The organism is Nissabacter sp. SGAir0207 (assembly GCF_005491205.1).
Classification (GTDB): domain Bacteria; phylum Pseudomonadota; class Gammaproteobacteria; order Enterobacterales; family Enterobacteriaceae; genus Chimaeribacter.
The window spans coordinates 150,778-172,623 of sequence record NZ_CP028037.1; the positions used below are offsets into that span (position 1 = coordinate 150,778).

Annotated in this window: 27 protein-coding genes; 16 read left to right on the top strand and 11 right to left on the bottom strand. The window is 56.4% G+C overall.

Annotated features, from left to right (window positions below; genetic code table 11):
* Positions 1 to 102: 102 nt before the first annotated feature.
* Positions 103 to 303 carry a hypothetical protein gene (locus C1N62_RS19875; protein WP_137765465.1) on the bottom strand — a complete coding sequence of 67 codons (201 nt, stop codon included), beginning with the start codon at positions 301 to 303 and terminating at the stop codon, positions 103 to 105.
* Between the two features lie 204 nt (positions 304 to 507).
* Here C1N62_RS19875 and mntR point away from each other — a divergent pair, with 204 nt between their 5' ends.
* The 4 genes from mntR (at position 508) to C1N62_RS19895 (ending at position 3,967) form a co-directional block, all read left to right on the top strand.
* The gene (gene mntR, locus C1N62_RS19880; protein ID WP_137765466.1) at positions 508 to 972 is read left to right on the top strand and encodes a manganese-binding transcriptional regulator MntR; all 465 of its coding nucleotides are present in this window, start codon (positions 508 to 510) and stop codon (positions 970 to 972) included.
* 478 nt (positions 973 to 1,450) lie between these two features.
* Positions 1,451 to 2,476, top strand: a complete 1,026-nt coding sequence (locus C1N62_RS19885) for a methionine ABC transporter ATP-binding protein (protein WP_137765467.1) — start codon at positions 1,451 to 1,453, stop codon at positions 2,474 to 2,476.
* Complete coding sequence (locus C1N62_RS19890) at positions 2,469 to 3,137, top strand: methionine ABC transporter permease (RefSeq protein ID WP_137765468.1); 669 nt, start codon at positions 2,469 to 2,471, stop codon at positions 3,135 to 3,137. Before C1N62_RS19885 ends, C1N62_RS19890 begins: the two co-directional genes overlap by 8 nt.
* 17 nt (positions 3,138 to 3,154) lie before the next feature.
* Positions 3,155 to 3,967, top strand: a complete 813-nt coding sequence (locus tag C1N62_RS19895; protein WP_137765469.1) for a MetQ/NlpA family ABC transporter substrate-binding protein — start codon at positions 3,155 to 3,157, stop codon at positions 3,965 to 3,967.
* Positions 3,968 to 4,019: 52 nt separating this feature from the next.
* Here the strand turns inward: C1N62_RS19895 and C1N62_RS19900 are convergent, their stop codons facing one another.
* From C1N62_RS19900 to C1N62_RS19935, 8 genes are all read right to left on the bottom strand, one after another.
* Complete coding sequence (locus tag C1N62_RS19900) at positions 4,020 to 4,544, bottom strand: GNAT family N-acetyltransferase (protein ID WP_137765470.1); 525 nt, start codon at positions 4,542 to 4,544, stop codon at positions 4,020 to 4,022.
* Positions 4,545 to 4,678: 134 nt separating this feature from the next.
* A complete protein-coding gene (locus C1N62_RS19905; RefSeq protein ID WP_137765471.1) occupies positions 4,679 to 5,332 on the bottom strand; it encodes a methionine ABC transporter permease in 654 nt (217 codons plus the stop codon).
* Positions 5,316 to 6,401, bottom strand: coding sequence for a methionine ABC transporter ATP-binding protein (locus C1N62_RS19910; protein ID WP_137765472.1), 1,086 nt, complete (start codon positions 6,399 to 6,401; stop codon positions 5,316 to 5,318). The genes C1N62_RS19905 and C1N62_RS19910 overlap by 17 nt, the downstream gene beginning before the upstream one ends.
* A gap of 2 nt (positions 6,402 to 6,403) precedes the next feature.
* A complete protein-coding gene (locus tag C1N62_RS19915; protein WP_137765473.1) occupies positions 6,404 to 7,228 on the bottom strand; it encodes a MetQ/NlpA family ABC transporter substrate-binding protein in 825 nt (274 codons plus the stop codon).
* Between the two features lie 30 nt (positions 7,229 to 7,258).
* Complete coding sequence (locus C1N62_RS19920; RefSeq protein WP_206057803.1) at positions 7,259 to 8,623, bottom strand: LLM class flavin-dependent oxidoreductase; 1,365 nt, start codon at positions 8,621 to 8,623, stop codon at positions 7,259 to 7,261.
* Positions 8,623 to 9,828 (bottom strand): SfnB family sulfur acquisition oxidoreductase, encoded by a 1,206-nt coding sequence (locus C1N62_RS19925; RefSeq protein ID WP_137765475.1) that lies wholly within the window; start codon positions 9,826 to 9,828, stop codon positions 8,623 to 8,625. The genes C1N62_RS19920 and C1N62_RS19925 overlap by 1 nt, the downstream gene beginning before the upstream one ends.
* A gap of 13 nt (positions 9,829 to 9,841) precedes the next feature.
* Positions 9,842 to 11,059: an SfnB family sulfur acquisition oxidoreductase gene (locus C1N62_RS19930; RefSeq protein WP_137765476.1), complete on the bottom strand. Its 1,218-nt coding sequence runs from the start codon at positions 11,057 to 11,059 to the stop codon at positions 9,842 to 9,844.
* A 247-nt stretch (positions 11,060 to 11,306) separates the two neighbouring features.
* On the bottom strand, positions 11,307 to 12,785 hold the full coding sequence (locus C1N62_RS19935) for a hypothetical protein (RefSeq protein WP_137765477.1): 1,479 nt from the start codon (positions 12,783 to 12,785) through the stop codon (positions 11,307 to 11,309).
* Positions 12,786 to 13,244: 459 nt separating this feature from the next.
* On the opposite strand from C1N62_RS19935, the gene C1N62_RS19940 reads away from it, so the two are divergent.
* The 12 genes from C1N62_RS19940 to C1N62_RS19995 all read left to right on the top strand — a co-directional run bounded on the left by C1N62_RS19940 (position 13,245) and on the right by C1N62_RS19995 (position 20,637).
* Positions 13,245 to 14,786 (top strand): methyl-accepting chemotaxis protein, encoded by a 1,542-nt coding sequence (locus C1N62_RS19940; RefSeq protein ID WP_137765478.1) that lies wholly within the window; start codon positions 13,245 to 13,247, stop codon positions 14,784 to 14,786.
* Positions 14,787 to 15,276: 490 nt separating this feature from the next.
* Positions 15,277 to 16,497 (top strand): PAAR domain-containing protein, encoded by a 1,221-nt coding sequence (locus C1N62_RS19945; protein ID WP_137765479.1) that lies wholly within the window; start codon positions 15,277 to 15,279, stop codon positions 16,495 to 16,497.
* Complete coding sequence (locus tag C1N62_RS19950) at positions 16,490 to 16,882, top strand: DUF943 family protein (RefSeq protein ID WP_137765480.1); 393 nt, start codon at positions 16,490 to 16,492, stop codon at positions 16,880 to 16,882. Before C1N62_RS19945 ends, C1N62_RS19950 begins: the two co-directional genes overlap by 8 nt.
* A 56-nt stretch (positions 16,883 to 16,938) precedes the next feature.
* Positions 16,939 to 17,331, top strand: coding sequence for a DUF943 family protein (locus C1N62_RS19955; protein ID WP_137765481.1), 393 nt, complete (start codon positions 16,939 to 16,941; stop codon positions 17,329 to 17,331).
* Positions 17,332 to 17,357: 26 nt separating this feature from the next.
* The gene (locus C1N62_RS19960; RefSeq protein ID WP_137765482.1) at positions 17,358 to 17,750 is read left to right on the top strand and encodes a DUF943 family protein; all 393 of its coding nucleotides are present in this window, start codon (positions 17,358 to 17,360) and stop codon (positions 17,748 to 17,750) included.
* 107 nt (positions 17,751 to 17,857) lie between these two features.
* Entirely contained in the window at positions 17,858 to 18,094 is a 237-nt protein-coding gene (locus C1N62_RS19965; protein WP_240775836.1) for a DUF3289 family protein, read from the top strand.
* A complete protein-coding gene (locus tag C1N62_RS19970; protein WP_137765483.1) occupies positions 18,087 to 18,479 on the top strand; it encodes a DUF943 family protein in 393 nt (130 codons plus the stop codon). Before C1N62_RS19965 ends, C1N62_RS19970 begins: the two co-directional genes overlap by 8 nt.
* A 25-nt stretch (positions 18,480 to 18,504) precedes the next feature.
* Complete coding sequence (locus C1N62_RS19975) at positions 18,505 to 18,897, top strand: DUF943 family protein (protein WP_137765484.1); 393 nt, start codon at positions 18,505 to 18,507, stop codon at positions 18,895 to 18,897.
* 7 nt (positions 18,898 to 18,904) lie between these two features.
* Positions 18,905 to 19,255, top strand: a complete 351-nt coding sequence (locus tag C1N62_RS19980; RefSeq protein ID WP_240775837.1) for a DUF3289 family protein — start codon at positions 18,905 to 18,907, stop codon at positions 19,253 to 19,255.
* Complete coding sequence (locus tag C1N62_RS19985; protein ID WP_137765486.1) at positions 19,248 to 19,694, top strand: DUF943 family protein; 447 nt, start codon at positions 19,248 to 19,250, stop codon at positions 19,692 to 19,694. The genes C1N62_RS19980 and C1N62_RS19985 overlap by 8 nt, the downstream gene beginning before the upstream one ends.
* A gap of 50 nt (positions 19,695 to 19,744) precedes the next feature.
* Positions 19,745 to 20,137 carry a DUF943 family protein gene (locus C1N62_RS19990; RefSeq protein ID WP_137765487.1) on the top strand — a complete coding sequence of 131 codons (393 nt, stop codon included), beginning with the start codon at positions 19,745 to 19,747 and terminating at the stop codon, positions 20,135 to 20,137.
* Positions 20,138 to 20,193: 56 nt separating this feature from the next.
* Positions 20,194 to 20,637, top strand: a complete 444-nt coding sequence (locus tag C1N62_RS19995; protein WP_137765488.1) for a DUF943 family protein — start codon at positions 20,194 to 20,196, stop codon at positions 20,635 to 20,637.
* Positions 20,638 to 20,800: 163 nt separating this feature from the next.
* Here C1N62_RS19995 and C1N62_RS20000 read toward each other — a convergent pair whose 3' ends face one another.
* Both C1N62_RS20000 and C1N62_RS20005 read right to left on the bottom strand, forming a co-directional pair.
* Entirely contained in the window at positions 20,801 to 21,094 is a 294-nt protein-coding gene (locus C1N62_RS20000) for an AzlD family protein (protein WP_137765489.1), read from the bottom strand.
* Positions 21,091 to 21,822, bottom strand: a complete 732-nt coding sequence (locus C1N62_RS20005; RefSeq protein ID WP_137765490.1) for an AzlC family ABC transporter permease — start codon at positions 21,820 to 21,822, stop codon at positions 21,091 to 21,093. The genes C1N62_RS20000 and C1N62_RS20005 overlap by 4 nt, the downstream gene beginning before the upstream one ends.
* Positions 21,823 to 21,846 lie beyond the last annotated feature (24 nt).

Here is a 21,846-nt window from a genome sequence, read left to right on the forward strand (position 1 = left end):
TGCCAAATTACCGGCAAATGGGGTGAATTTCAGTCAGGGGCAGGAGGAAGTGCGGGAACAGCAAGAAAGGAGAAACTACGGGGGAAGGCTCCCCCGCCAGGGTTAGCTACGTGCGGTATGCGGCAGGTCAGCGGCCGGTTTGGGCAGCCGGGCGAGCGCGTTCAGCAGGGCTGGCTTCTTTTCCGGGGCGTCTCCCGGCTTGCGCGGCTGGGTCAGGCGTTCGGCCAGCAGCTCCACCAGCATCAGGCGCAGCGTAAAGGGTGACCGGGCATAATTTTTGAGTAGTTGAATGAAACACGCCATTGTCTTTCCCCCTCTGGTTCTGTCCACGTCGGCCTGATGCCGCCGTGATCGATTAATAAACAGATATAGCACAGGCTATATTTTATAGCAAAAGTAAATGACGTGAAATTTGTTCTGGGGCGCGCATGGTTTACAATAGGCTCGTCAGTGCGCTAATGCCGGGTAGGAAAGCCGGGGATTGGTCAGTAAAAACGAGGAAAGTTGATGGCCCAAGATAAAACCAACCAGTCCGGCAGCAACCCATTGCTTGATGTCGAAGAACATGTCCAGGGGTTCCTGCAAGTGCGGGAAGCCCACCGCCGTGAGTTGATTGATGATTACGTCGAGCTGATCTCCGATCTGATCGGGGAGTTCGGTGAGGCACGCCAGGTTGACCTGGCAGCGCGACTCGGGGTGTCACAACCCACGGTCGCCAAGATGCTGAAACGGCTGGCCGCCGCCGGTTTGGTAGTACAGATGCCCTACCGTGGGGTCTTTTTGACGCCCGAAGGGGAGAAGCTGGCGACCGAGAGCCGCATTCGCCACCAGATTTGTGAATCCTTCCTGCTGGTGCTGGGTGTCAGCCCGGAGACCGCCCGCCGTGATGCCGAGGGCATTGAGCACCATGTCAGCGACGAAACGCTGGCTATTTTCCGCCGTATTGTGGAGCAGGGCCAACACTCCATTTAATCCCCTTCTTATTGCCGCCGTTGGCGGCAATAACCTATTTCTGGCTATCTAAAGCCAAATTTCATCGTTCCCCACCCTGATTGTTCACGCTACTCTGGCGTTGTCCCATACTACTGTCTGTTTCATTTCGGCCCACCTTGGGTCAATGCTCTGCAACGCTCTGGTTCTCTCCCGTTATTTCCGGCCTGCCTGCCAAGGTGGGCCAGCTTTTATTGCGGTGCAATCCGCCGCAACCCCATTGATTCAAGGGCTTTCAGCCATTAACGCCGTCAATATAACCTTAGAAAAAAACGCACTAAGACGGTGCATTTTAATGCTTTCGCTTCGGACATTCTTTCTTTAGCATGAGGCGGGCAAATACACTAAATTTATGTCATTTATGCCAGTTATAAACCGATAAATAAAAAGCACCCAGTGTCAGATTATTTATTCAGCGCATGTTGCTGAAATTAACGGCAGTAGATAAGGATCCACGGGTATGATCGTTCTTTCGAACGTGTCGAAAATATTCAACGGCGACAAACAGCCGATCGTGGCCGTCGACGACGTCAGCCTGCGCGTGGAGCGCGGGCAGATTTACGGCATCATTGGTTACAGCGGCGCAGGGAAAAGTACCCTGATCCGCCTACTGAACGGTCTGGAAAAACCGACCTCCGGCGTGGTCAACGTGGCCGGGCAGGACATCGCACAAGCCAGCGGCGAGCAGTTGCGCCGCGCCCGGCTGAAGATCAGCATGGTGTTCCAGCACTTCAACCTGCTCTGGTCGCGCACCGTCAGCGAAAACATTGCCTTCTCCATGCAGATTGCTGGCGCGCCGAAAGCCGCCATCCAGCAACGCGTGAAAGAGCTGGTGGCGCTGGTGGGCCTCGAGGGGCGCGAGCACGCCTACCCCTCCCAACTCTCCGGTGGCCAGAAGCAGCGCGTCGGCATTGCCCGCGCACTGGCGAACAACCCGGAAGTGCTGCTGTGTGACGAGGCGACCTCCGCCCTCGACCCGCAGACCACCGACGCCATTCTGGAGTTGCTGCTCGACATCAACCGCAAGCTGGGCCTGACCATCGTGCTGATTACCCATGAGATGCATGTGGTGCGCAAAATCTGCCACCGCGTTGCGGTGATGGAGAACGGCCGCGTGGTGGAGGAGGGCGAGGTGATTCAGGTCTTTACCCACCCGCAACAGCCCATCACCCGCCAGTTCGTCAATCAGGTCAACCAGTACCAGCAGACCGAAGAGGCGTTCAACCCGGCGCTGGTGAAGGCGCTGGGCGGCGCGCTGCTCAAGCTGACCTTTACCGGCAACAACGCCCACCAGCCGGTGGTATCGGAACTGGCGATGCGCTACAGCCTGCCGTTCAACATCCTGCACGGCAAGATGACCCAGACCGCCAATGGCGCGTTTGGCGAACTCTGGCTGCACGTCAACGCCTCCGCCGACCTGCTGGAGAAGATTTTGCTCGACCTGCAACACCATGACATCGCAACCGAGGTAGTCACCCATGACTGAGTCACTTTTTCCGCACCTGAAACTGGACCAGCTCTGGGCCGCCACCCTGGAAACGCTCTATATGACCAGCCTGGCCGGTATCGCCACCCTGGTGCTAGGCATCGCGCTGGGGCTGGCGCTGTTCCTGACCGCCCGTGGCGGCCTGTTCCAGAACCGCGCGCTCTACTCGGTGATCTCCATTGTGGTGAACGTGTTCCGTTCCATCCCGTTCATCATCCTGATTGTGCTGTTGATCCCCTTCACCAAGGCACTGATTGGCACCATCCTGGGCGCGGATGCCGCGCTGCCGGCGCTGATTGTCGGTGCCGCGCCGTTCTACGCCCGCTTGGTGGAGATTGGCCTGCGTGAGGTGGACAAAGGGGTAATTGAGGCGTCCCGCTCGATGGGCGCGCGCGTCAGCACCCTGATTTTCCGCGTCTTGCTGCCGGAGTCCTCACCGGCATTGGTGTCTGGCATCACCGTGACGCTGATCGCGCTGGTTAGCTACAGCGCGATGGCTGGCGTCATTGGCGCGGGTGGCCTCGGTAACCTGGCCTATCTGGAAGGGTTCCAGCGCAACCATAACGATGTCACCCTGGTGGCGACCGTGATGATCTTGATCATCGTGTTCATCATCCAGCTCATTGGCGACGTCATTACCAAACTGCTCGATAAACGTTAACAGACTGGATAGATATAATGAAAAAGACCTTAACGCTGTTGGCTGCGGCCACCCTGTCAGCCCTGAGCCTCTCTGCCTGGGCGGACACCCTGACCGTCGGCGCGTCCAACGTGCCGCACGCCGAAATCCTCGAGCAGGCCAAGCCGATTCTGGCGAAGCAGGGCATCGATCTGGAGATCAAACCGTTCCAGGATTACATCCTGCCGAACACCGCTCTGGCGAGCCATGACATCGACGCCAACTACTTCCAGCACATCCCGTACCTGAACAGCGTGCTGAAAGACCACGAAGGCGACAAAGACTACGATTTCGTTAGCGCTGGCGCGATCCACATCGAGCCGATCGGCATCTACTCCAAGAAGTACAAGAGCCTGAAAGACCTGCCGAACAACGGCAAGGTCATCATGCGTGACGCCGTGGCGGAAGAGGGCCGTATCCTCTCCATCTTCGAGCGCGAAGGCGTGATCAAGCTGAAACCGGGCGTGAGCAAGGTGGACGCGCGCATTAGCGACATCGTGGAGAACCCGAAACACCTGCAATTCCTGGCGAACGTGGAAGGCGCGCTGCTGCCGCAGATGTACAACAATGACGAAGGCGACGCGGTGGTGATCAACGCCAACTACGCCATCGACGCTGGCCTCGACCCGGTGAAAGGCCCGATTGCGGTGGAGAGCGGCGAGAACAACCCATACGCCAACATCATCACCGTGCACCGTGGCGATGAAAACAAGCCGGACATCAAGGCACTGGTGACTGTGCTGCACTCCAAGGCAATTCAGGACTGGATCCGCACCAAGTACAAAGGCGCGGTCATTCCGGTGAACAACTGAGAGTGATTGCCAACAAAAACCCGGGCTTGCCCGGGTTTTTTTATGCCTGCGGCTAGCTGGCCTTCAGCACCCGCCGCCGAACGGCGGTCAGCGCCACCAGCCACTTCACGAAGGAGAGATGGCCGTCGTAGGGCGGCTCGGCATAGCGGGCAGGATCGGCATGGACATCAAACAGCGGGGTGTAGCCCAGCGACAGGCAGAGGCTGATGGCCTCCGGCTGGCGGCAGCCGGTGGTGATGATCGCCTGTTTATAGCCCTCCTCGCGGGCGCGGCGCTCCAGCTCGGCCACCATCCGCAGCGCCAGCCCCTGGCGGCGCTGGTCAGCGCGCGTCCAGACATAGTCCAGCTCGGCGGTATCCTGGTCATAGCGGGTATAGGCACCCATCGCCACCGGCTCCCCGTCCAGCAGTTGCAGGATAAACCCGCCCTCCGGCACCTGAAAGCGGGAGAGCGGCACGGGGTTGCGATCCCCGGAGGCCAGCCCATAGCGGGCGCGACACTCGCGGGAGAGCGCCGCCATCAGCGTGGCCACGCGCGGATCGTCGGGCCGGGTTTCAATAAAACAGGGTTCACTCATCGCATTCTCCTCCTCGCCCCTGCACAGGATAATCTGTCAACAGAAGGGGTAATGGCACTATTCCTGATGGTGAGGCGGAAGTAAAACAACAAATCCGGCAAACAGAAGCTGAAAAATGCAGAAGAACCGCGCCGTCAGGCGCGGTGGTTGAGGCGGCGCGCCAGACGGTCGCCGGAGAGTTGCAGCAGCGTGACCAGCGCCACCAGTACGACGATCACCGTCAGCATCACTTGGGTGTCAAATCGCTGGTAGCCGTAGCGGTAGGCGAGGTCACCCAGCCCGCCCGCCCCAATCGCGCCAGCCATCGCCGAGGCGTTGATCATCGTCACCAGCGTAATGGTAAAGCCGCTGACAATGCCGGGCAGTGCTTCCGGCAACAGCACATGGCGAATGATGTGGCCGCGCTTACAGCCCATCGCCTGCGCCGCCTCCGTCAGGCCGTGGTCTACCTCACGCAGGCTCACCTCCGCGATGCGTGCGAAGAAAGGCATCGCCGCCACCGTCAATGGCACCACCGCCGCCCAGACGCCGTAACTGGTGCCCACCAGCAGCCGGGTGAAGGGGATCAGCGCCACCATCAGGATCAGGAAGGGCACGGAGCGGAACAGGTTCACCAACCAGCCCAGCACCCGGTTCAGCGGCACGTTCTCATACAGGCCGCCGCGATCGCTGACCACCAGCACCACCGCCAGCGGCAGGCCAAGCAGCAGCGCCAGCAGCGAGGAGACGCCCACCATCAGCAACGTATCGAGAATGCCTTGCCACAGGCGATCAATTAGCAGCGACATAACCCAGTACCTCCACATGGTCTGCAAGGGTGTGATCCGGCCGCAACGGCGTGCCAGCGGGTGGCGTGATCGCCAACAGCAGGTGGCCGACGGTGCGCCCTTGGATGGGTTCCAGCGCGCTCTCCACCAGCGTCACGTCACCGGGGAAGGCCGCCAGCACCCGGCGCAAATTGGGCGTGACACCGTCACCGTGGTAGCGCAGCCGCACCAGCAGCGGCGCGAAGGGATCGGCGGGCTGGTCGCTCAACGCCACGCCCAGCCGGTCATGCTGCGGTGTCAGCAGGCGGCGGGTGGTGGCGTGGCGCGGGTTGCCATACACCTGCCAGACCGGCCCCTGCTCGACCACCTGCCCATTGTCCAGCACCGCCACCCGGTGGCAAATCTCGTGGATCACCTCCATCTCATGGGTGATCAACACAATGGTGATGCCCATCTCCTGATTGATGCGGCGCAGCAGATCGAGGATGGCGTGAGTAGTCTCCGGGTCAAGGGCCGACGTCGCCTCGTCGCACAGCAGCAGCGCCGGGTCATGCACCAGCGCGCGGGCGATGCCGACGCGCTGCTTCTGGCCGCCGGAGAGCTGCGCCGGGTAGGCATCCTGCCGCGCTTCCAGCCCCACCAGCGCCACCAGCCGATCCACGCGCCGTTGCCGTTCCGCCGCGGGCACGCCCGCCACCCGCAGTGGCAGTTCGATGTTCTGCCGCACCGTCTTGGCGGAGAGCAAATTGAAGTGCTGGAAGATCATGCCGGTGCGGCGGCGGTAAGCCACCAGCTGATCCTCATCCAGCCCGTCCAGATCGGTGCCATCCACCACCACCTGCCCGCCGGTCGGGCGCTCCAGCCGGTTGAGGGTGCGGATCAGCGTCGATTTGCCCGCGCCACTGCGGCCAATGATGCCAAAGATCTCGCCGCGCCGGACATCGAGGTCAATCTCATGCAGCGCCGCCACCTGCTGGCCGGGGTAGACCTTGCTGACGGCGGCGAGCCGCACATGGGTGTCACCGGGGCTGCCCCAATCGGCAGCGGCCTCGGTGGTATCGCCGGGAACCGGCAGCACAAGGGTTGACATGGTTACTGGCTCCAGCCGGGTTGATAGAGCGTGCCGTAGAACTTATCCAGCGCGGCGCGCACCACCGGCGAATGCTGGTAGATATCGACGAACTGGCGCAGGCGCGGGTCATCCTGATGGCCGTCACGGATCACGAACTGGATGACATACTCGGGGTGCTCCAGCCCATCGAACAGCAGCGCTTTTTCCGGCGCAATCACGCCAGAGAGGCGCAGATAGTGCGGGTAGCCAATCGCCAGATCCACCTCATCCAGCGAGCGCGCCAGCTGCACCGCCTCCACCTCGATGATGCGGATATGCTTGGGATTGCTAACGATGTCCGCCGTGGTGGCCTTGATGCCCACGCCCGGCGTCAGGGTGATCAAGCCCGCCTTCTGCAACAGCAGCAGGCCGCGCCCGCCATTGATCGGATCATTGGGAATGGCCACCGTCGCCCCCTCCGGCAGCGCCGCGATGCTGGCATGTTTTTTCGAGTAGAGGCCGACCTGATTGATGATGGCTGGCGCATAGGGCACCAGATGGAAGCCCCCCTCCTGATTGGCATTGCCGAGGAAGGGTTTGTGCTGGAACAGGTTAACGTCAATGTCGCCATTCTCCAGGCTGACGTTCGGCGCAATCCAGTCGCTGAACTCCACAATCTCCACCTTCAGCCCCTGCTTGCCCGCCTCGGCGGCCGCGGCCTCCAGCGGCGGGGCAAAGGCGGCGGTGGTGCCAACCTTCAGTGGCCCGCTGTAACTGGCGGCCAGCGCCGCGCCCGAGAAGGCCACAGAAGCGGCCAGCAGCAGGGTTTTGCCAATACGAGATATTCCCCAGACAGGTAACGTCATATGTGCTCCATTATCATTATCAGTGCCGCGTCAGCGCGCGGAGGGGTCAGCTGGCTGCCGCCACGCCGCCGCCGGGTGGCTGGCAGGCAGGCGGTCGCCTTGCTGGAAAAGTTTATGGCGCAGGCTGCCCGGCGCGTAGCCGGTCTTGTAGCGGCCACGGGATTGCAGCTCAGGAATGACCCAGCGGATCACCTCCTCATAGCTGCCGGGATTGATGATGCGCGCCAGATTGAAGCCATCAATGTCGCCCTCATCCAGCCAGTGCAGCAGCTGGTCAGCCACCTGTTGCGGATCGCCCACCAACAGCGGGTAGCGGCTGCCCAGCGCGTGCTGCTCCAGCAAGCGGCGGCGCGTCCAGCCGCTGTAGGTTTGGGTAACGGACTCGATCGCCTGCGTTGGCCCGGCCTGAATTGGCTCATCCAGCCCAAAGCGCGCCAGATCAATGCCGGTGGAGCTGGAGAAGTGCGCAATGCCCGCCTCCGGGCTGGCGTAGCGCAGGTATTCGCGGTGCTTCTCCCGCGCCTCGGCGGCCGTCGGTGCGACAATCACCCCGATGCCCATGAACACTTTCAGCGCGTCTGCCGGGCGGCCCGCGTCCACCGCCGCCTGTCGCAGGGCGCTGACCTGCCGGCGTACTCCCTCCGGCGAGGAACCCGTGACGAAGGTGCACTCGGCATGGCGGCCCGCGAAGGCCACGCCACGGGCGGAACTGCCAGCCTGAAACAGCAGCGGCGTGCGCTGCGGCGAGGGTGAGGAGAGGTGCACCCCCTCGACCTGATAAAATTCGCCGTGGTGGCGCACCGGGTGGATGCGCGCCGCATCAGCGAACACCCGCCGCGCCTTGTCGGCCCGCACCGCGTCATCCTGCCAGCTCCCTTCCCACAGCTTGTAACTCACCTCAAGGAACTCATCGGCCTGATCGTAGCGCCGGTCATGGGCCGTCTGGCTGTGCTTGCCCATCGCCCGCGCCGCGCTGTCGAGGTAGCCGGTGACAATGTTCCAGCCGACGCGCCCATTGGTCAGGTGATCCAGCGTCGACATACGGCGGGCAAAGGGGTAGGGCGCCTCATAGCTGAGGTTGGCGGTCAGCCCAAAGCCGAGGTGCTCGGTCACTGCCGCCATGGCGGAGACCAGCATCAGCGGGTCATTGACCGGCAACTGGATCGCCTCGCTCGCCGTCAGGCCAATGCCATTCTGGTAGACGTCATACACGCCGAGGATGTCAGCGATAAAGATGCCATCGAACAGCCCGCGCTCCAGCAGCTGTGCCAACTCTGTCCAGTAGCTGAGGCGGTTGAACTCCACCGAGCGATCCTGCGGGTGCGTCCACATGCCATGATAGATATGGCCGACGCAGTTCATGGTAAAGGCGTTGAGCAACAGGGGTTTCGCCATCAGAGAGTCCCCCGGCGCGGCGGCAGGACGCCATTCAGCACATAGTTGCCAATCGCTGGGTACTTCCAGCGCACCGGATCGTGCAGCGTATGGGTACGGGCATTGCGCCAGTGGCGGTCGAAATTATGCTCTGCCAGCGTGGCGCGGCTGCCAGCCAGCTCGAACAGCAGGTTGCCCGCCTCCAGCGATACTTCGGTAGTCCAGGCGCGCGCCCGTGCCACGGCGATGGAAGCCTCTGCCACGGTGGCGGCCTCGGTGCGCTGCTGGGCAATGTCCACCGCGTCACCGGCCTCCTCCAGCAGGGCGTCGCCCGCCTGAAGCCGCGCCGTCAGCTTGCCGATGCGGTCGAGCGTCAGCGGGTCGTCGCTGGCGCGCTCCACACCGGAATCGATCCACGGGCGGGCATGCTGGCGCACAAAGGCCAGCATCTCCTGCCAGGCGGCGCGGCCAATGCCCTGATCGATGGCGGCATGCAGCAGCTGCGCCAGCGGGCCAACCGGCGTCGGCCGCTCAAAGGCGCTCTGAAACGGCACGATGTCCTGCTTGTCGGCGGGCACCTGATCAAAGGCCACGCTGCCGCTGCCGGTGGTGCGCTGGCCGAAGCCTGACCAGTCATCGGTAATGCGCAACCCCGGCGCGTCAGCCGGTAGGAATACCAGCCGCTCCTTGCCATCTTCGCCCAGTGCCGCCGTCGGCACCCGGCCCGCGAACAGCGCGCCGGTGGCATAGAATTTCTGCCCGACCACCTGCCAGCCCGCCGCGCCGCGCTCCAGCCGGGTGTAACGCTGGTGCGCGGCCGGTGAACTGAACTCCGCCAGCGCATTGCCAAAGTGCACCCCGGCCAGCACCTCGCCATATAGCCGCGCCTGCTGTGCCGGCGAGCCATTTACCCGCAGCACCTCTAGCGCATAGAAGTGGTTCTGCGGCACCTGGCCGATCGAGCCATCGGCGGCGCTCAGCCGGACAATCACCGCCGCCAGCACACGGTTGGGCAGCGCCGGGCCACCCCATTCGCGTGGCACGGTGATCGCCCCCAGCCCGGAGGCAAACAGCTCCGCCAGTTCGGCCCGTGGCAGGTGCCGGTCGCGGTCACGGTCGGAGGCCCCGGCGGCAAAGCGCGCCGCCAGGGCATCGGCCACCTCCAGCGCCTGCGCGGCGGAGGTGATGCGGGCCGCCGGACGTGGCGGCGTAACATGGGTGGTCATAGGGGTATCCTTGTCAAATCCAGGAGTGGCGGGCCGGCAGGTGGCCGTTCAGGGTATAGGCGCCAATGGCGTGGTACTTCCAGCGCACCGGATCATGCAGGGTATGGGTGCGGGCATTGCGCCAATGTCGATCCAGCCCGTACTCCGCCAGCGTGGCACGGCTGCCGCCCCACTCCAGCAGCTTCTCTGCCGCCCGTAGCGCCACTTCAGTGGTCAGCACCTTGGCCTCCGCCACGGCGATGGAGGCACGGGCGGCGCTCTCGGCGGTGATCGGCTGGGCATCCACCTCATCCAGCACGCGGGCGGCGCGGCGCAGCAGGGCATTGGCCGCCGCCAGTTCGGTATCCAGCCGGCCGACGTCCGCCAGAATGTAGGGGTCATCCGCATTGCGTGCCACCCCCGCATCCACCCACGGGCGGGAGCGCTCGCGGATAAAGGCCTGCGCCTCATCCAGCGCGCCCTGGGCAATGCCAGCATCAATCGCCGCCTGAATCAGCTGCGACACCGCACCCTGAATGGTGGGGCGCGCGGTAAGGTGCGTCAGCGGCAGTACGTGATCCGCGGCCACCAGCACGTCACGCAGCGCCATGCTGCCGCTGGCGGTGGTGCGCTGGCCCATGCCAGACCAGTCATCAATGATCGCCAGCCCGTCAGCCGGGGTCGGGATCAGCGCCAGCACCGGCTCACCGCCATCATTCAGCGCCTTGACCGCCACGATGTCAGCGAACAGCGCGCCGGTGGAGTAGAACTTGTCACCGGTCAACCGCAGGCCGCGTGGCGTGGCCGTCAGCCGCGCCCGCATATCGAGGGTATGCTTGGTATTTTTCTCCGGCCCGCCGTTGCCGATGCGCTGGCCCGCCAGCACCGCGCCAAAGATCTTCTCCTTGAGCGAATGGGGGGCGATCTCATTAATCAGGCGCAATAGGCCAAAATGGTTCTGTGGGATCTGGCCGAGCGCCGGATCGGCGGCGGAGATCAGCCGGAAGACCTCTGCCAGCACGCCAAAAGGCAGGGCCGCGCCGCCATAGGGCGTCGGCAGTGTGATGCCGCCCAGCCCACTCTGGCTGAACAGCGCCAGCTCCTCCAGTGGGTAGCGGCGCTCGCGGTCACGCAGCGCCGCACCGGGCAGCGCCTGCGCCGCCACGGCACGGGCTGCCGCCAGCGCCTGTTGTGCGTCAGTGATGCGCGCGGCCTCAACAGCGCGCCGCGACGGGGAAACGGTATTCACCATATTTTATCTCCCTGATAAATAACGGGCGCGATGGGACAGGAGCAGAAAAGCCCGAAAAAATAAGCGGATGAAGGAATATGGGCCGAGTGTAATGAGCGGGCGGGCGGCGTGTAAAGCAACGGCTTAGTGCAATTTATGCAGTGGTTATCCGTTATTTTGCTTTGCCATTTTCAGGCTTAATAAAGCCAATAGGCGGCAAACGTTGCGCCCGCCATTGGCCCTATTTCCGCTAATGGCGGGCATAGCATTAACGAATAACCGAGAGTTCCCGCGTCTTGACGCCTGTGCGTTGGACATAGGCCGGGGAGGCCAGCGCGCCTATGTTGTAATCCCGGTGGGGGCCGGGCTGGTCTACCTGCCGGTAGCCCGCATCCAGCAAGGGTTTAGCCAGCGCCAGCCGCGCAGCGGTCGGGTGGTTGAACTGCACCAGATCCGGCCGACTGGTGCGGGGGTCAAAACGTTGCCAGAGGGCCTGACAGCGCGGGTTAATCATCATCCCGTTGTACTTATGCAGATAAAAATCCAGATAGCGCCACTCGGGGTGCGTTGGGCTACCGTTGAGGCTACCTACCGTATTGCCATCATTGCAGGTGGCGATCGCGTAGAGGGTCGATTGGTCGTAGGCTTCATTACCGCTCATATAGTCATCATTTTGATAATAAATATTTTTGTAGGCTGAAAGCAGGGAGGGTATGACGATCACCACCGCCAATATCTTTCCTGCGCCTTTTAATCGCTCCAAAAATACCACGGCAATGAAGAGCACCAGCGGCGAGCAGATATACATGGTGCGATCCAGTTGAACCGGTTTGCGCAGCGAGATTATCGCGGTAATAACGATAAAAAGCCCCAGCGGCACCAGCAATCCGTAGATATAGGTTTTGCGCTCAGCCAGGGGGGATTCCGTCCCGCGCTGCAATAACGGGAACGCGCATATGCCAATAAACGCCAACGTGATAAGCAAGCTGTTAACGGTGTCGCCCACCACGTATTTAGGGAAGTGCGTTATCGGGAAAACAAGGTGGATGGTGTTATATATCTGGTCTAGCGGCGCAATCAGCGGCACCCAATCATTCTTTCCCTCGAATCCCGACATTAGCATGATAATAATAAAGTGTGAGCTGGATACCAACATGACCAAGGTATATTCCACCAGCTGCCGGACGCGTCCCTCGACGCGCAGCAACCGTGCGGCAAACAGCGCGGCGGTGAAAAAAAGCCCGATAAAGTGCGTCCAGCAGACCAGTATGCAGAGCAAATAAAAGCGTCCTTTATTTTTCTCCCCGCGTAAATTATAAATAAATTCAAATGACTGCATGGTGGAGAGCATGATTAACAATGCATAGGAGCGAGCCTGGAGCGCGAAGTGGATAAATCCATAGCTGGTCAGGAACAGCAGCAGGTAGAGCGCCAACATACCGGGGTTAAGCAACTGACGCCCGCGCTGCCAGACATACAGGGCCGTCAATAATGAACAGAAGAGGCTGAAGGCGCGGGTGCCGGCCTCGTTCACCCCAAATACCTGAACCCACAAGTAAAGCAGAGTATTATATAAGAAGGGATGGATATCATTAAATAAGTACGTCTGGTAGAGATTGTGCAGATCGCCGCTAATGGAACCGAGGGTAAATAGCTCATCAATCCAATAGGAGTGCACGCCCAGCCCTGCAAACGCCATAATAATGCCCGCGCCCATGGCAGACATAAAAAGAGGGATGCTTTTCATGTGTTACCCTTACGCTGAAGTTGCCGATAAAAAACCGAAGAGTGAAAGACAATAACAACTCCCGCCATGAATAAAACATCAAAATGTTAACGTTAATTTTTATTTACCCTTCATGCGCGGAAGTCTGTTTTTTACGTCCCTCTGCCGCGTTTTTTCGTCCGCCATTTTTTAGCCTATTTTAACAGCAGCTTGTGACTGGCCTGCTGATTGGGTGACACAATATTCATTAAGCCACGGTAATGCTATTTTATCCGTATAAATCTCATTCACATCAACAGGATAAATTTGGCCGCCAACTCCCTGCACAAAATTAAGCCATGCGACGGCGCAATGTTTTTATCCACGTGGAACCACTCTTTTTTTCTGCACCCTCATGTTTTTCTGTTCGCTGCCGTTAACAGAGTCAAGCCATCTCGGCTTTTATTGACTTCCTTTTAACGTCTTGAGCAGGTTTCCACTATGTCTATCCGGCGTTTTACTCTGTTTTCCCTGATTTTTCTCTCTATCTTGTTTTTTACCAGCATCGCCATCAGCAGTTATTACCTGCAACGCAGCAACCACTCCCTGAATGATGTCAACCGCGAGATCCGGGTGGTGCTGTCGATTGTCGATACCATTAACCACAGCCGCACCCTGCGGGTACATACGGCGCAGGCCCTTGCCTATCAGGCACAGGGGAACACCGCAGAGGCCACCGCTTCCTTACAGAAGGCGGAGCGCGTCTATGGCCTGGCGGAACAGGCGTTCGCCGCATACCAAGGCTGGCCAAAGCAACCGGGCGAACAGCCCCTGGCGGATGCCTTTGCCCATCGCTGGCAGGCTTACCACGATCAGGCGCTCCAACCGCTGATGGCCGCCGTGCGCGAGGGTGACAGCGCGCAGGTCAATGGCCTGATCACCGGCCAGGTGCCGGCGCTGGATCGCCAGTTTGAGATCTCGCTGGATGCGCTGCTGGCTTTCCGCGAAGAGTATGCCCATTCACTGAACGAGAAGGCCCAGTCTGATTTCCACTTCAGCCTGCTCTGCCTCGCGGTATTCTCCGTGCTGTTCCTGCTGACGCTGGCGGCGGTGGTGCGCCTGCTGAAGACACGTCTGCTGGGAGCCATTGATCGCGCCCGCACCCACTGTCTGGAGATCGCCCGCGGCCAATTGCAGACACCGGTGGTGGCAGCCCGTCAGGATGAGATTGGCGCAATGATGGAAGCGCTGGAGAGTATGCGCCGCTCGCTGGCCGAGACCATCGGCCAGGTGCGTGATGCCAGTGACGCAGTGGCGCACGCCGCCAAGGAGATCGCCTCCGGCAACCGGGATCTCTCTGCCCGTACCGAGGAGCAGGCCTCCTCACTGGGCGAGACGGCCGCCAGCATGGAGCAGCTGACCATCACCGTCCGCCAGACCTCTGACAATGCCGGTCAGGTCAACGAGCTGGCGCAGGCAGCGCGCCAGATTGTCTCCGAGGGCAATGGCATCGTGAATGAGGTGATCGGCACCATGGCCGGCATCGAAGAGGGGTCAGACCGCATTGCCAGTATCATCAGCATGATTGAGAGCATCGCCTTCCAGACCAATATTCTGGCGCTGAACGCGGCGGTCGAAGCGGCACGCGCTGGCGAGGAGGGTCGGGGCTTTGCGGTGGTTGCCGCCGAGGTGCGCAATCTGGCGCAGCGTTCCGCCGCCGCCTCCAAAGACATCCGTGGATTGATTGAGCAGGCGGACACGCGGGTCAGCACCGGCAGCAAACTGGTGGCGCAGGCCGGCGAGAGCATGGAGCGCATCGGCAACGCGATCCATAACGTCACCCGCATCATGGGCGAGATTGCCGTCTCCACGCAGGAGCAGAGCCACGGCATCGGCCAGGTCAACACGGCGGTGACGCAGATGGATGAGGTGTCGCAGCACAACGCCGCGCTGGTGGAGGAAGTCGCCGCGGCAGCCGCCTCGCTGGAGGAGCAATCCGACCGACTGCGCCAGACAGTGGCGGTATTCACCCTCCGCCAATAACCTTCTCAAGCCCGCGCAAGCGGGCTTTTTTATGTCAATAGGCGACAACTATCACCCGTTGATCTTCAACCTTTCACGCGACAGGGCATCGACTGCTCTTTCCATCGAACGACCGATTCCCCTCATCGCGTAGCAAGTCCTTCTATTTAGCTAGCCGCCCGTTTTTTAGCATCAGGGATACCGCCATAGTTCCGTGCTTTATTGGGGAGTGAGTTCCGGCTTACGGATTAACCTGTTCGACACGGAGGCTGGTGCTGCCTGTTCTGAAATTCTGTTCATCTAATGACAACCCGCAAGAATGCCGCTGACAGATGTTTTCCAGCACATCCATAATAGGTTTCATTAAAAATATGCCTTGCATGAATACCTTCGGATAATAATTCAATACGTTCGGAACGGACTTCCGTCATTTTGATGAGGCCCAGATTGATCCCATCTGCAAGTAAGGTATGATGCGCCAATTTTATAACCATTAAATTGGTGTGGGATTATGGCAATAGGATTTTTTCTATATCACCTGGATAAAACCACCTGCGGGGGAAGCATTCTTGCTGGTGCGTCTGACGACACCTACGAAATAGGCGGCATTGTGAGGCAACAGGTCAGGGAGGGTGACCCGGTGACCTGTGGGAAGCATGAAGGGCGGTTCCGTGTCTGCGGCGGCATGGGAGATACCTACCAGGTCGGCGGAGAACTGAAAGAGTGGGCGGGTTCGCTGGACAGCTACAGCTCCTGCCCGTGTCGCGCCCGGTTTATTCCGTCAGTCCTCTCGCATACCTATGACAGTGACTGCAACGCCGGCCGCGTGGCGGAGCGGAAGCAGGAAGCCCGGAAGAAGAAACTTATCGAGGCAAAAGAGAAGGGGCTTGAACCGATGCCCATCCCGGCGCTTATCTATGCCACTCAGCGTACGATGGATGATTACGGCGCAAAGGATATGCAGTGCGGCGACCTTAGCGAGGCCGAGCTGAAAACTCGTTTTGGTTTGACGGATATCTCGGCGAGAGTCAACCCGTATACGCTCACCCTGATACCGCCCGTGGCTGCCAATCCATATAGTGGGTTTTATCCGGGCAGCCTGATGGAAGAAGCAGTCAGTCGTGATGAAAGCGCACGTCTCATGTTTGATGAGTTTCGGGAACTGGCGCATATGTTCTCATTTCATGGCCCATACAAAGAGCTTATTACGGAAATGATTGACCATATGCAGGAGAACAGCGGCACGCCGTACAGCAGCCCATTGCTGGACAGGGCGCTGAAAGAGCAGATCCTTAATGACCGTTCTGAACAAAGTTCGTTATTAAAAATAAAAGAAATCATTAGTACTTACATGAATGGTGAATATTTTATTTACCCTCTGGAACACAAATATAAATTCATGATAACAATCAATGAATTTTCAATTTTACCAAAATTTGGTCAACTTATAGATCGCACTAATGGACTAGTAATAGCTATCCACGATACCTGGGCAACACATATCACGCTGAAGTCGCTGGAAGTCGAGGGGAATGCTTATCGGGCAAAGGTTCACTACCATATTCAGGACCATTTTGGTCTCGATGATGCTGATGTACTAAATCCGGTATATCGAAAGTTTCGTATCTTCCGGCTGTGGTTTGCACTTCAGCGTTGGAATAAATATGGCTATAAGCCATTTATCACCGAAATGAATACTACCGTGGAAGTCACCGGGAGGTGGGGTGAATAAATTTTTAATAGCGGGCGTTATCGCAGTATCGAGCTGCAGCTATCTGCTCTGGCAGTATTTTACACCAGTTGAGATCGTGGCCGTTCACGACGAAGATACGATACTGGTCAAGCACTTCCCCTACTTTAAAAGCCGGCAAATTGCATGGTGGAAAGCCAATAAGGACATGATAAAAACAAAATATGGAATTCCATACAAATCTGAAAATGATTATTACAGCGTGCATATTATGGACTTTGGTAATGGCTATCGTGTCGACAGTGGCACAGACCAAGACTCAGATCTGCTTTGCTTTAATGAAATGGTTGTAGATGCTCGATGTATTGAAAAAAAACCTCGGCTTTGGATTAGGTTTAGCAAAAATACTGGTTTTATTTATCGATGATATTAGATTCATAGATATTTTTCTTGAGTGCTTTTTCCATATGAGAAGGAGGCATGGTGAATAAGCGATTGATTGTAAGTATTATCGCAGCAGTGAGCTGTGGCTATCTGCTCTGGCAATGTCTTACACCAGTTGAGATTGTTGCAGTACATAGCGGCGATTTTATTCTTGTCAGGAATTTTCCGTATCTAAAAATTCGTCAGAAAGCTTGGTGGGAGGCCAATAAGGATATGATAAAGGCAAAATACGGTGTTCCTCACATATCTGCGGATGGCTTCTACCAAGTATTTATTATGGATTATGGTAATGGTTATCGCGTTGATCAAGGCACAGATGAAGATTCAGATTTACTTTGCTTTGATGATATGCATGTAGATGCACGATGCATTGAAAAAAATCCGCTTTGCTGGACTGGCTGGAGCCAAAATAGGGGTCAGTTTTATCGATAATTTTTTCCATATGAAAAGGAGGTGGGGTGAATAATAAACTGATTGCGGGTGTTATCGCGGTTGCGGCCTGTGGCTATACGTTATGGCAGTACCTGACTCCCGTTGAAATTGTAGCGGTGCATGAGGGTAATACAATATTGGTAAGGCATTTCCCGTACTTTAAAAGTCGTCAGATAGCCTGGTGGGAGGCCAACAAGGACATGATTCAAGATAAGTACGGCATTCCCAAGAAAGATGAAGATGGCAATTATCAGGTGTTTATTCTTGATTTTGGCAATGGCTATCGCATTGACCATGAAACAGACGAAGATTCAAATTTACGGTGTTTCGATGATATAACGGTTCCCGCTCGATGTATTGAAAAAAAACGGCTTAGGTGGATCGGGTGGAGTAAAAATACAGGGCAGTTTTATTGGTAAAGCGTAAATGGGAAAGGGGTTTATTTGCATCAATTTTCCCACATAAAAAAGGATCCTATACTACTTGTGCTTTACAATCCCTTCACTCTGACTAGTGATATCAATTCATGATAGCTGGTCAATGCACATTACACTTAAAACGTTGGAAGTCATGGGAGACAGTTGCCTACTGCATTCAAGATTACTTTAGTCTTGATGGTGCTGATGTAGTAAATCCGGTATATCAGAAGTTTCGTATCTTCCGGCTGTGGTTTGCACTTCAGCGTTGGGATGAATACGGCTACAGACCATTTATCACCGAGATGAATACTACTATAGAAATCACCGGGAGGCAGGATGAATAAACGACTGATAGCAGGTATTATCACAGCAGCAAGCTGTGGCTATTTACTCTGGCAATATCTGACACCTGTTGAGATTGTTGCAGTACATAGCGACGATTTTATTCTTGTCAGGAATTTTCCGTATCTGAAAATTCGTCAGATAGCTTGGTGGGAGACCAATAAGGATATGATAAAGGCAAAATACGGGGTTCCTCACATATCTGAGGATGGCTTCTACCAAGTATTTATTATGGATTATGGTAATGGTTATCGCGTTGATCAAGGCACAGATGAAGATTCAGATTTACTTTGCTTTGATGATATGCATGTAGATGCACGATGCATTAAAAAAAATAGACTCCACTGGATTGGCTGGAGCCAAAATAGCGGTCAGTTTTATCGATAATTTTTTCATATGGAAAGGAGGTGGGGTGAATAAGCGACTGATAACGGGTATTGTCGCGGCTGCGGCCTGTGGTTATCTGCTCTGGCAGTATCTGACGCCGGTTGAAATTGTGGCAGTACATGATGGTGATATTATTTTGGTCAGGCATTTTCCGCACTTGAAAAGTCGTCAGATAGCTTGGTGGAAAGCTAATAAGGCTATGATCAAGGCAAAGTACGGGATTCCACACAAGTCCAAAGATGGCTATTACAGTGTGAACATTATGGACTTTGTGGAGGGGTACCGTATCGATAGAGAAACGGATGAAGATTCTGATTTGTTGTGCTTTGATGATATGCCTGTTGCTGCACGGTGCATTGAAAAAAAGCCGCTTCGCTGGATTGGATGGAGTAAAAACACAGGGCAGTTTTATTGGTAAGGCGAATATGAGAAAGATTTCAAAATTTTTCCTGTATAAAAAAGGAGCCTGTGTTGCTTTTATTTACCATCTATTCTTTCAGAATATCGGAATGGTGATTTCAGTTTATGAGACTTGGTTAACGTATATCAAGCTGGAGTTACTGGCAGTCGAAGGAGACTCTTATAACGCAAGAATACATTACTTCATCCAGGATCACTTTGGTCTTGATAATGTAGATACCCTGAATCCCGTACGCCGTGAGTTTCGTATCTTCCGATTGAGGTTTGCACTTCAACGCTGGGATGAATACGGCTACAAACCATTTATCACCGAGATGAATGCCACTATAGAAATCACCGGGAGGGAGGATGAATAAGCGACTGATCACAAGCATTATCGTGGCTGCAAGCTGTAGCTATCTACTCTGGCAGTATTGTACTCCGGTTGAAATTGTGGCCGTACATGATGGTAATACAATATTAGTCAAGAATTTTCCTTACTTGGAAAGTCGCAAAATAGCTTGGTGGGAAGCCAACAAGCACATGATTCAGGAAAAACATGGAATACCCAAGTACATAACCTATAAAGGATATAAATCCTACAATGTATATATCCATGACTTTGGTAACGGTTACCGCACTGAGCCTGAAGGAGATTCTTTAATGTTTTATACCGAAGATGTTTTGTGTTTCAATGATATGCCTACCAAAGCAAGGTGCATCGACAAATTACCGCTAATGAGTATAAGCGACAATAAAAATACAGGGGTTGAATATCATTTCAATCCAAGTTTTTTTTGGACTAGGCTTGGCTGAATACACAAATGAAAGAAATATCTTGAGATATTTTTTCATCAGGAGGCAGAGTGAATAATCGATTGATTGTGAGCATTATCGCAGTAGCGAGCTGCGGATATCTGCTCTGGCAGTATTTTACGCCGGCTGAGATTGTGGCCGTTCACGACGAAGATACCATACTGGTCAGGAATTTCCCCTATTTTAAAAACCGGCAAATTGCGTGGTGGGAAAATAATAAGGATATGATTCAGAGAGAATATGGCATCCCGCATAAAATTGAAGATAATTATTATACCGTGATTATTATGGACTTTGGCAAAGGCTATCGTATCGATCGCGGTACGGATGAAGATTCTGACTTGCTGTGCTTCGATAAAATTCCAGCAGAGGCCAGATGTATCGAGAAAAAACCACGACTTTGGATTATGTCCAGCCAGAACACTGGTTTGTTTTATCGATGATATTATATTTATAGGTATTTTTCTTGAAGGATTTTTCCATATAAGAAGGAGGCGTGGTGAATAAGCGACTTATTGCGAGTGTTATTGTAGCAGCGAGCTGTGGCTATCTGCTCTGGCAGTATTTAATCCCAGTTGAGATCGTAGCGGCGCACGGAGCCAGTGTTTGTAATGAAACCAGTCCTCCTTGCCATGGGGATATTTTGATTGTCAGGCACTTCCCGTATTTGAAAAGCCGCCAGATAGCATGGTGGAGAGCCAATAAGGATATGATTCAATCAAAATACGGCATTCCCCATAACGATACTGCTGGTTATTATAGCGTAACTATTATGGAATTCGGGGACGGGTATCGCACTGAACCCAACGAAAGCCTACTATTTTTCACTGATGAAGTTTTCTGCTTTTATGAAATGGAGCCAGAGGCCAGATGCATTGATAGAAATATTCTTTTTAATGTAAGCAAAACACCAAATAGCGGGCTTAAATATAAGTCATATTGATACTTTTAACACAGATACAGGATAAAAAAAGGATCTTCTTTAGATCCTTTTTTACACGAAACCTTATCTGAAATTCGTATCCGACATTGAATAAGATGCTTGCAAGGGTTTGCTAACTTACAATATCTCCTTTTTCACAAACTGCTCCTTTCACCCCCTCCCACTACAGCAAATGACGCAGCAGGCCGGCGGCGGCGACGCTGATCACCACCACTGGCAGCAGTGAAAAGCGCATGGCGGCGAGCAGCGAGATGGCCAGTGCCAGCAGATCGGCGGGGTTGGCAGTGACGAAGTGCGGGGCGATTACGGTGATCAGCACGCAGCCGGGCGCGGCGTCCATTACGGCTTTGGCGCGTGGGCCGAGGGTGCGGTCACGCAACAACAGGTAACCCGTGACGCGCGTCAGGTAGGTCGCCAGTGCCATTAGGGTGATGGTGACGACAGTCAATGAGATCATGCGTTTTTGCTCATCAGGAAGATGGTCGCGAGGCCGGCCAGCGCGCCGACCGGGACATAGGCCGCGCCGGGCACCCAATGCCAGGTCGCGCCAGCGGCGATTAGGCTTACCAGCCACGGAAGGCCGACGCGCAATCCTTTCCACATGCCGCGCAGCAGCACAAAAAACACCGCCGGGAAGGCCATGTCAAAGCCCCAGCGGGTGACGTCGCCCAGCGCCGGGCCAATCAGCACGCCGCAGCCGGTTGAGATAATCCAGGTCAGCCAGAGCGCGCCCGCCAGCCCGGCATAGAATGCCAGACTCATCGCGGGCGTCATCCCGCGCGCCCGGCGTTCGCTGGCATCGGCCATGCCCAGCGCCCAGCTCTCATCACACATGAAGAACAGCGCGGGCAGCGCCTTGCGCAGCGGCAAGTGGCTCAGGTAGGGGGCCAGCGCCGCGCCCATCAGCAGGTGGCGGCTGTTGACCAGCAGGCTCACCATTACGATCGTCAGGACGTGGGGCGGTGACGTCCAGAGCGCAATGGCAGCAAACTCCGATCCGCCAGCATAGTTCAGGCCGGTCATCATCATCAGCTCAGGCGCGGAAAGCCCTTTCTGCGCCGCCTGCGCGCCCAGCAACAGGCCAAACGGCAGGAAGCCGATCATCACCGGCAGGGCGGCCAGCACCCCGCGTATCAGCTCGGCGGAAGCTGGGTTGTGTGAAGAAATAGAGAGTGAGCGGTTCATGAGTTCTCCTTGAGGCCCCCGATT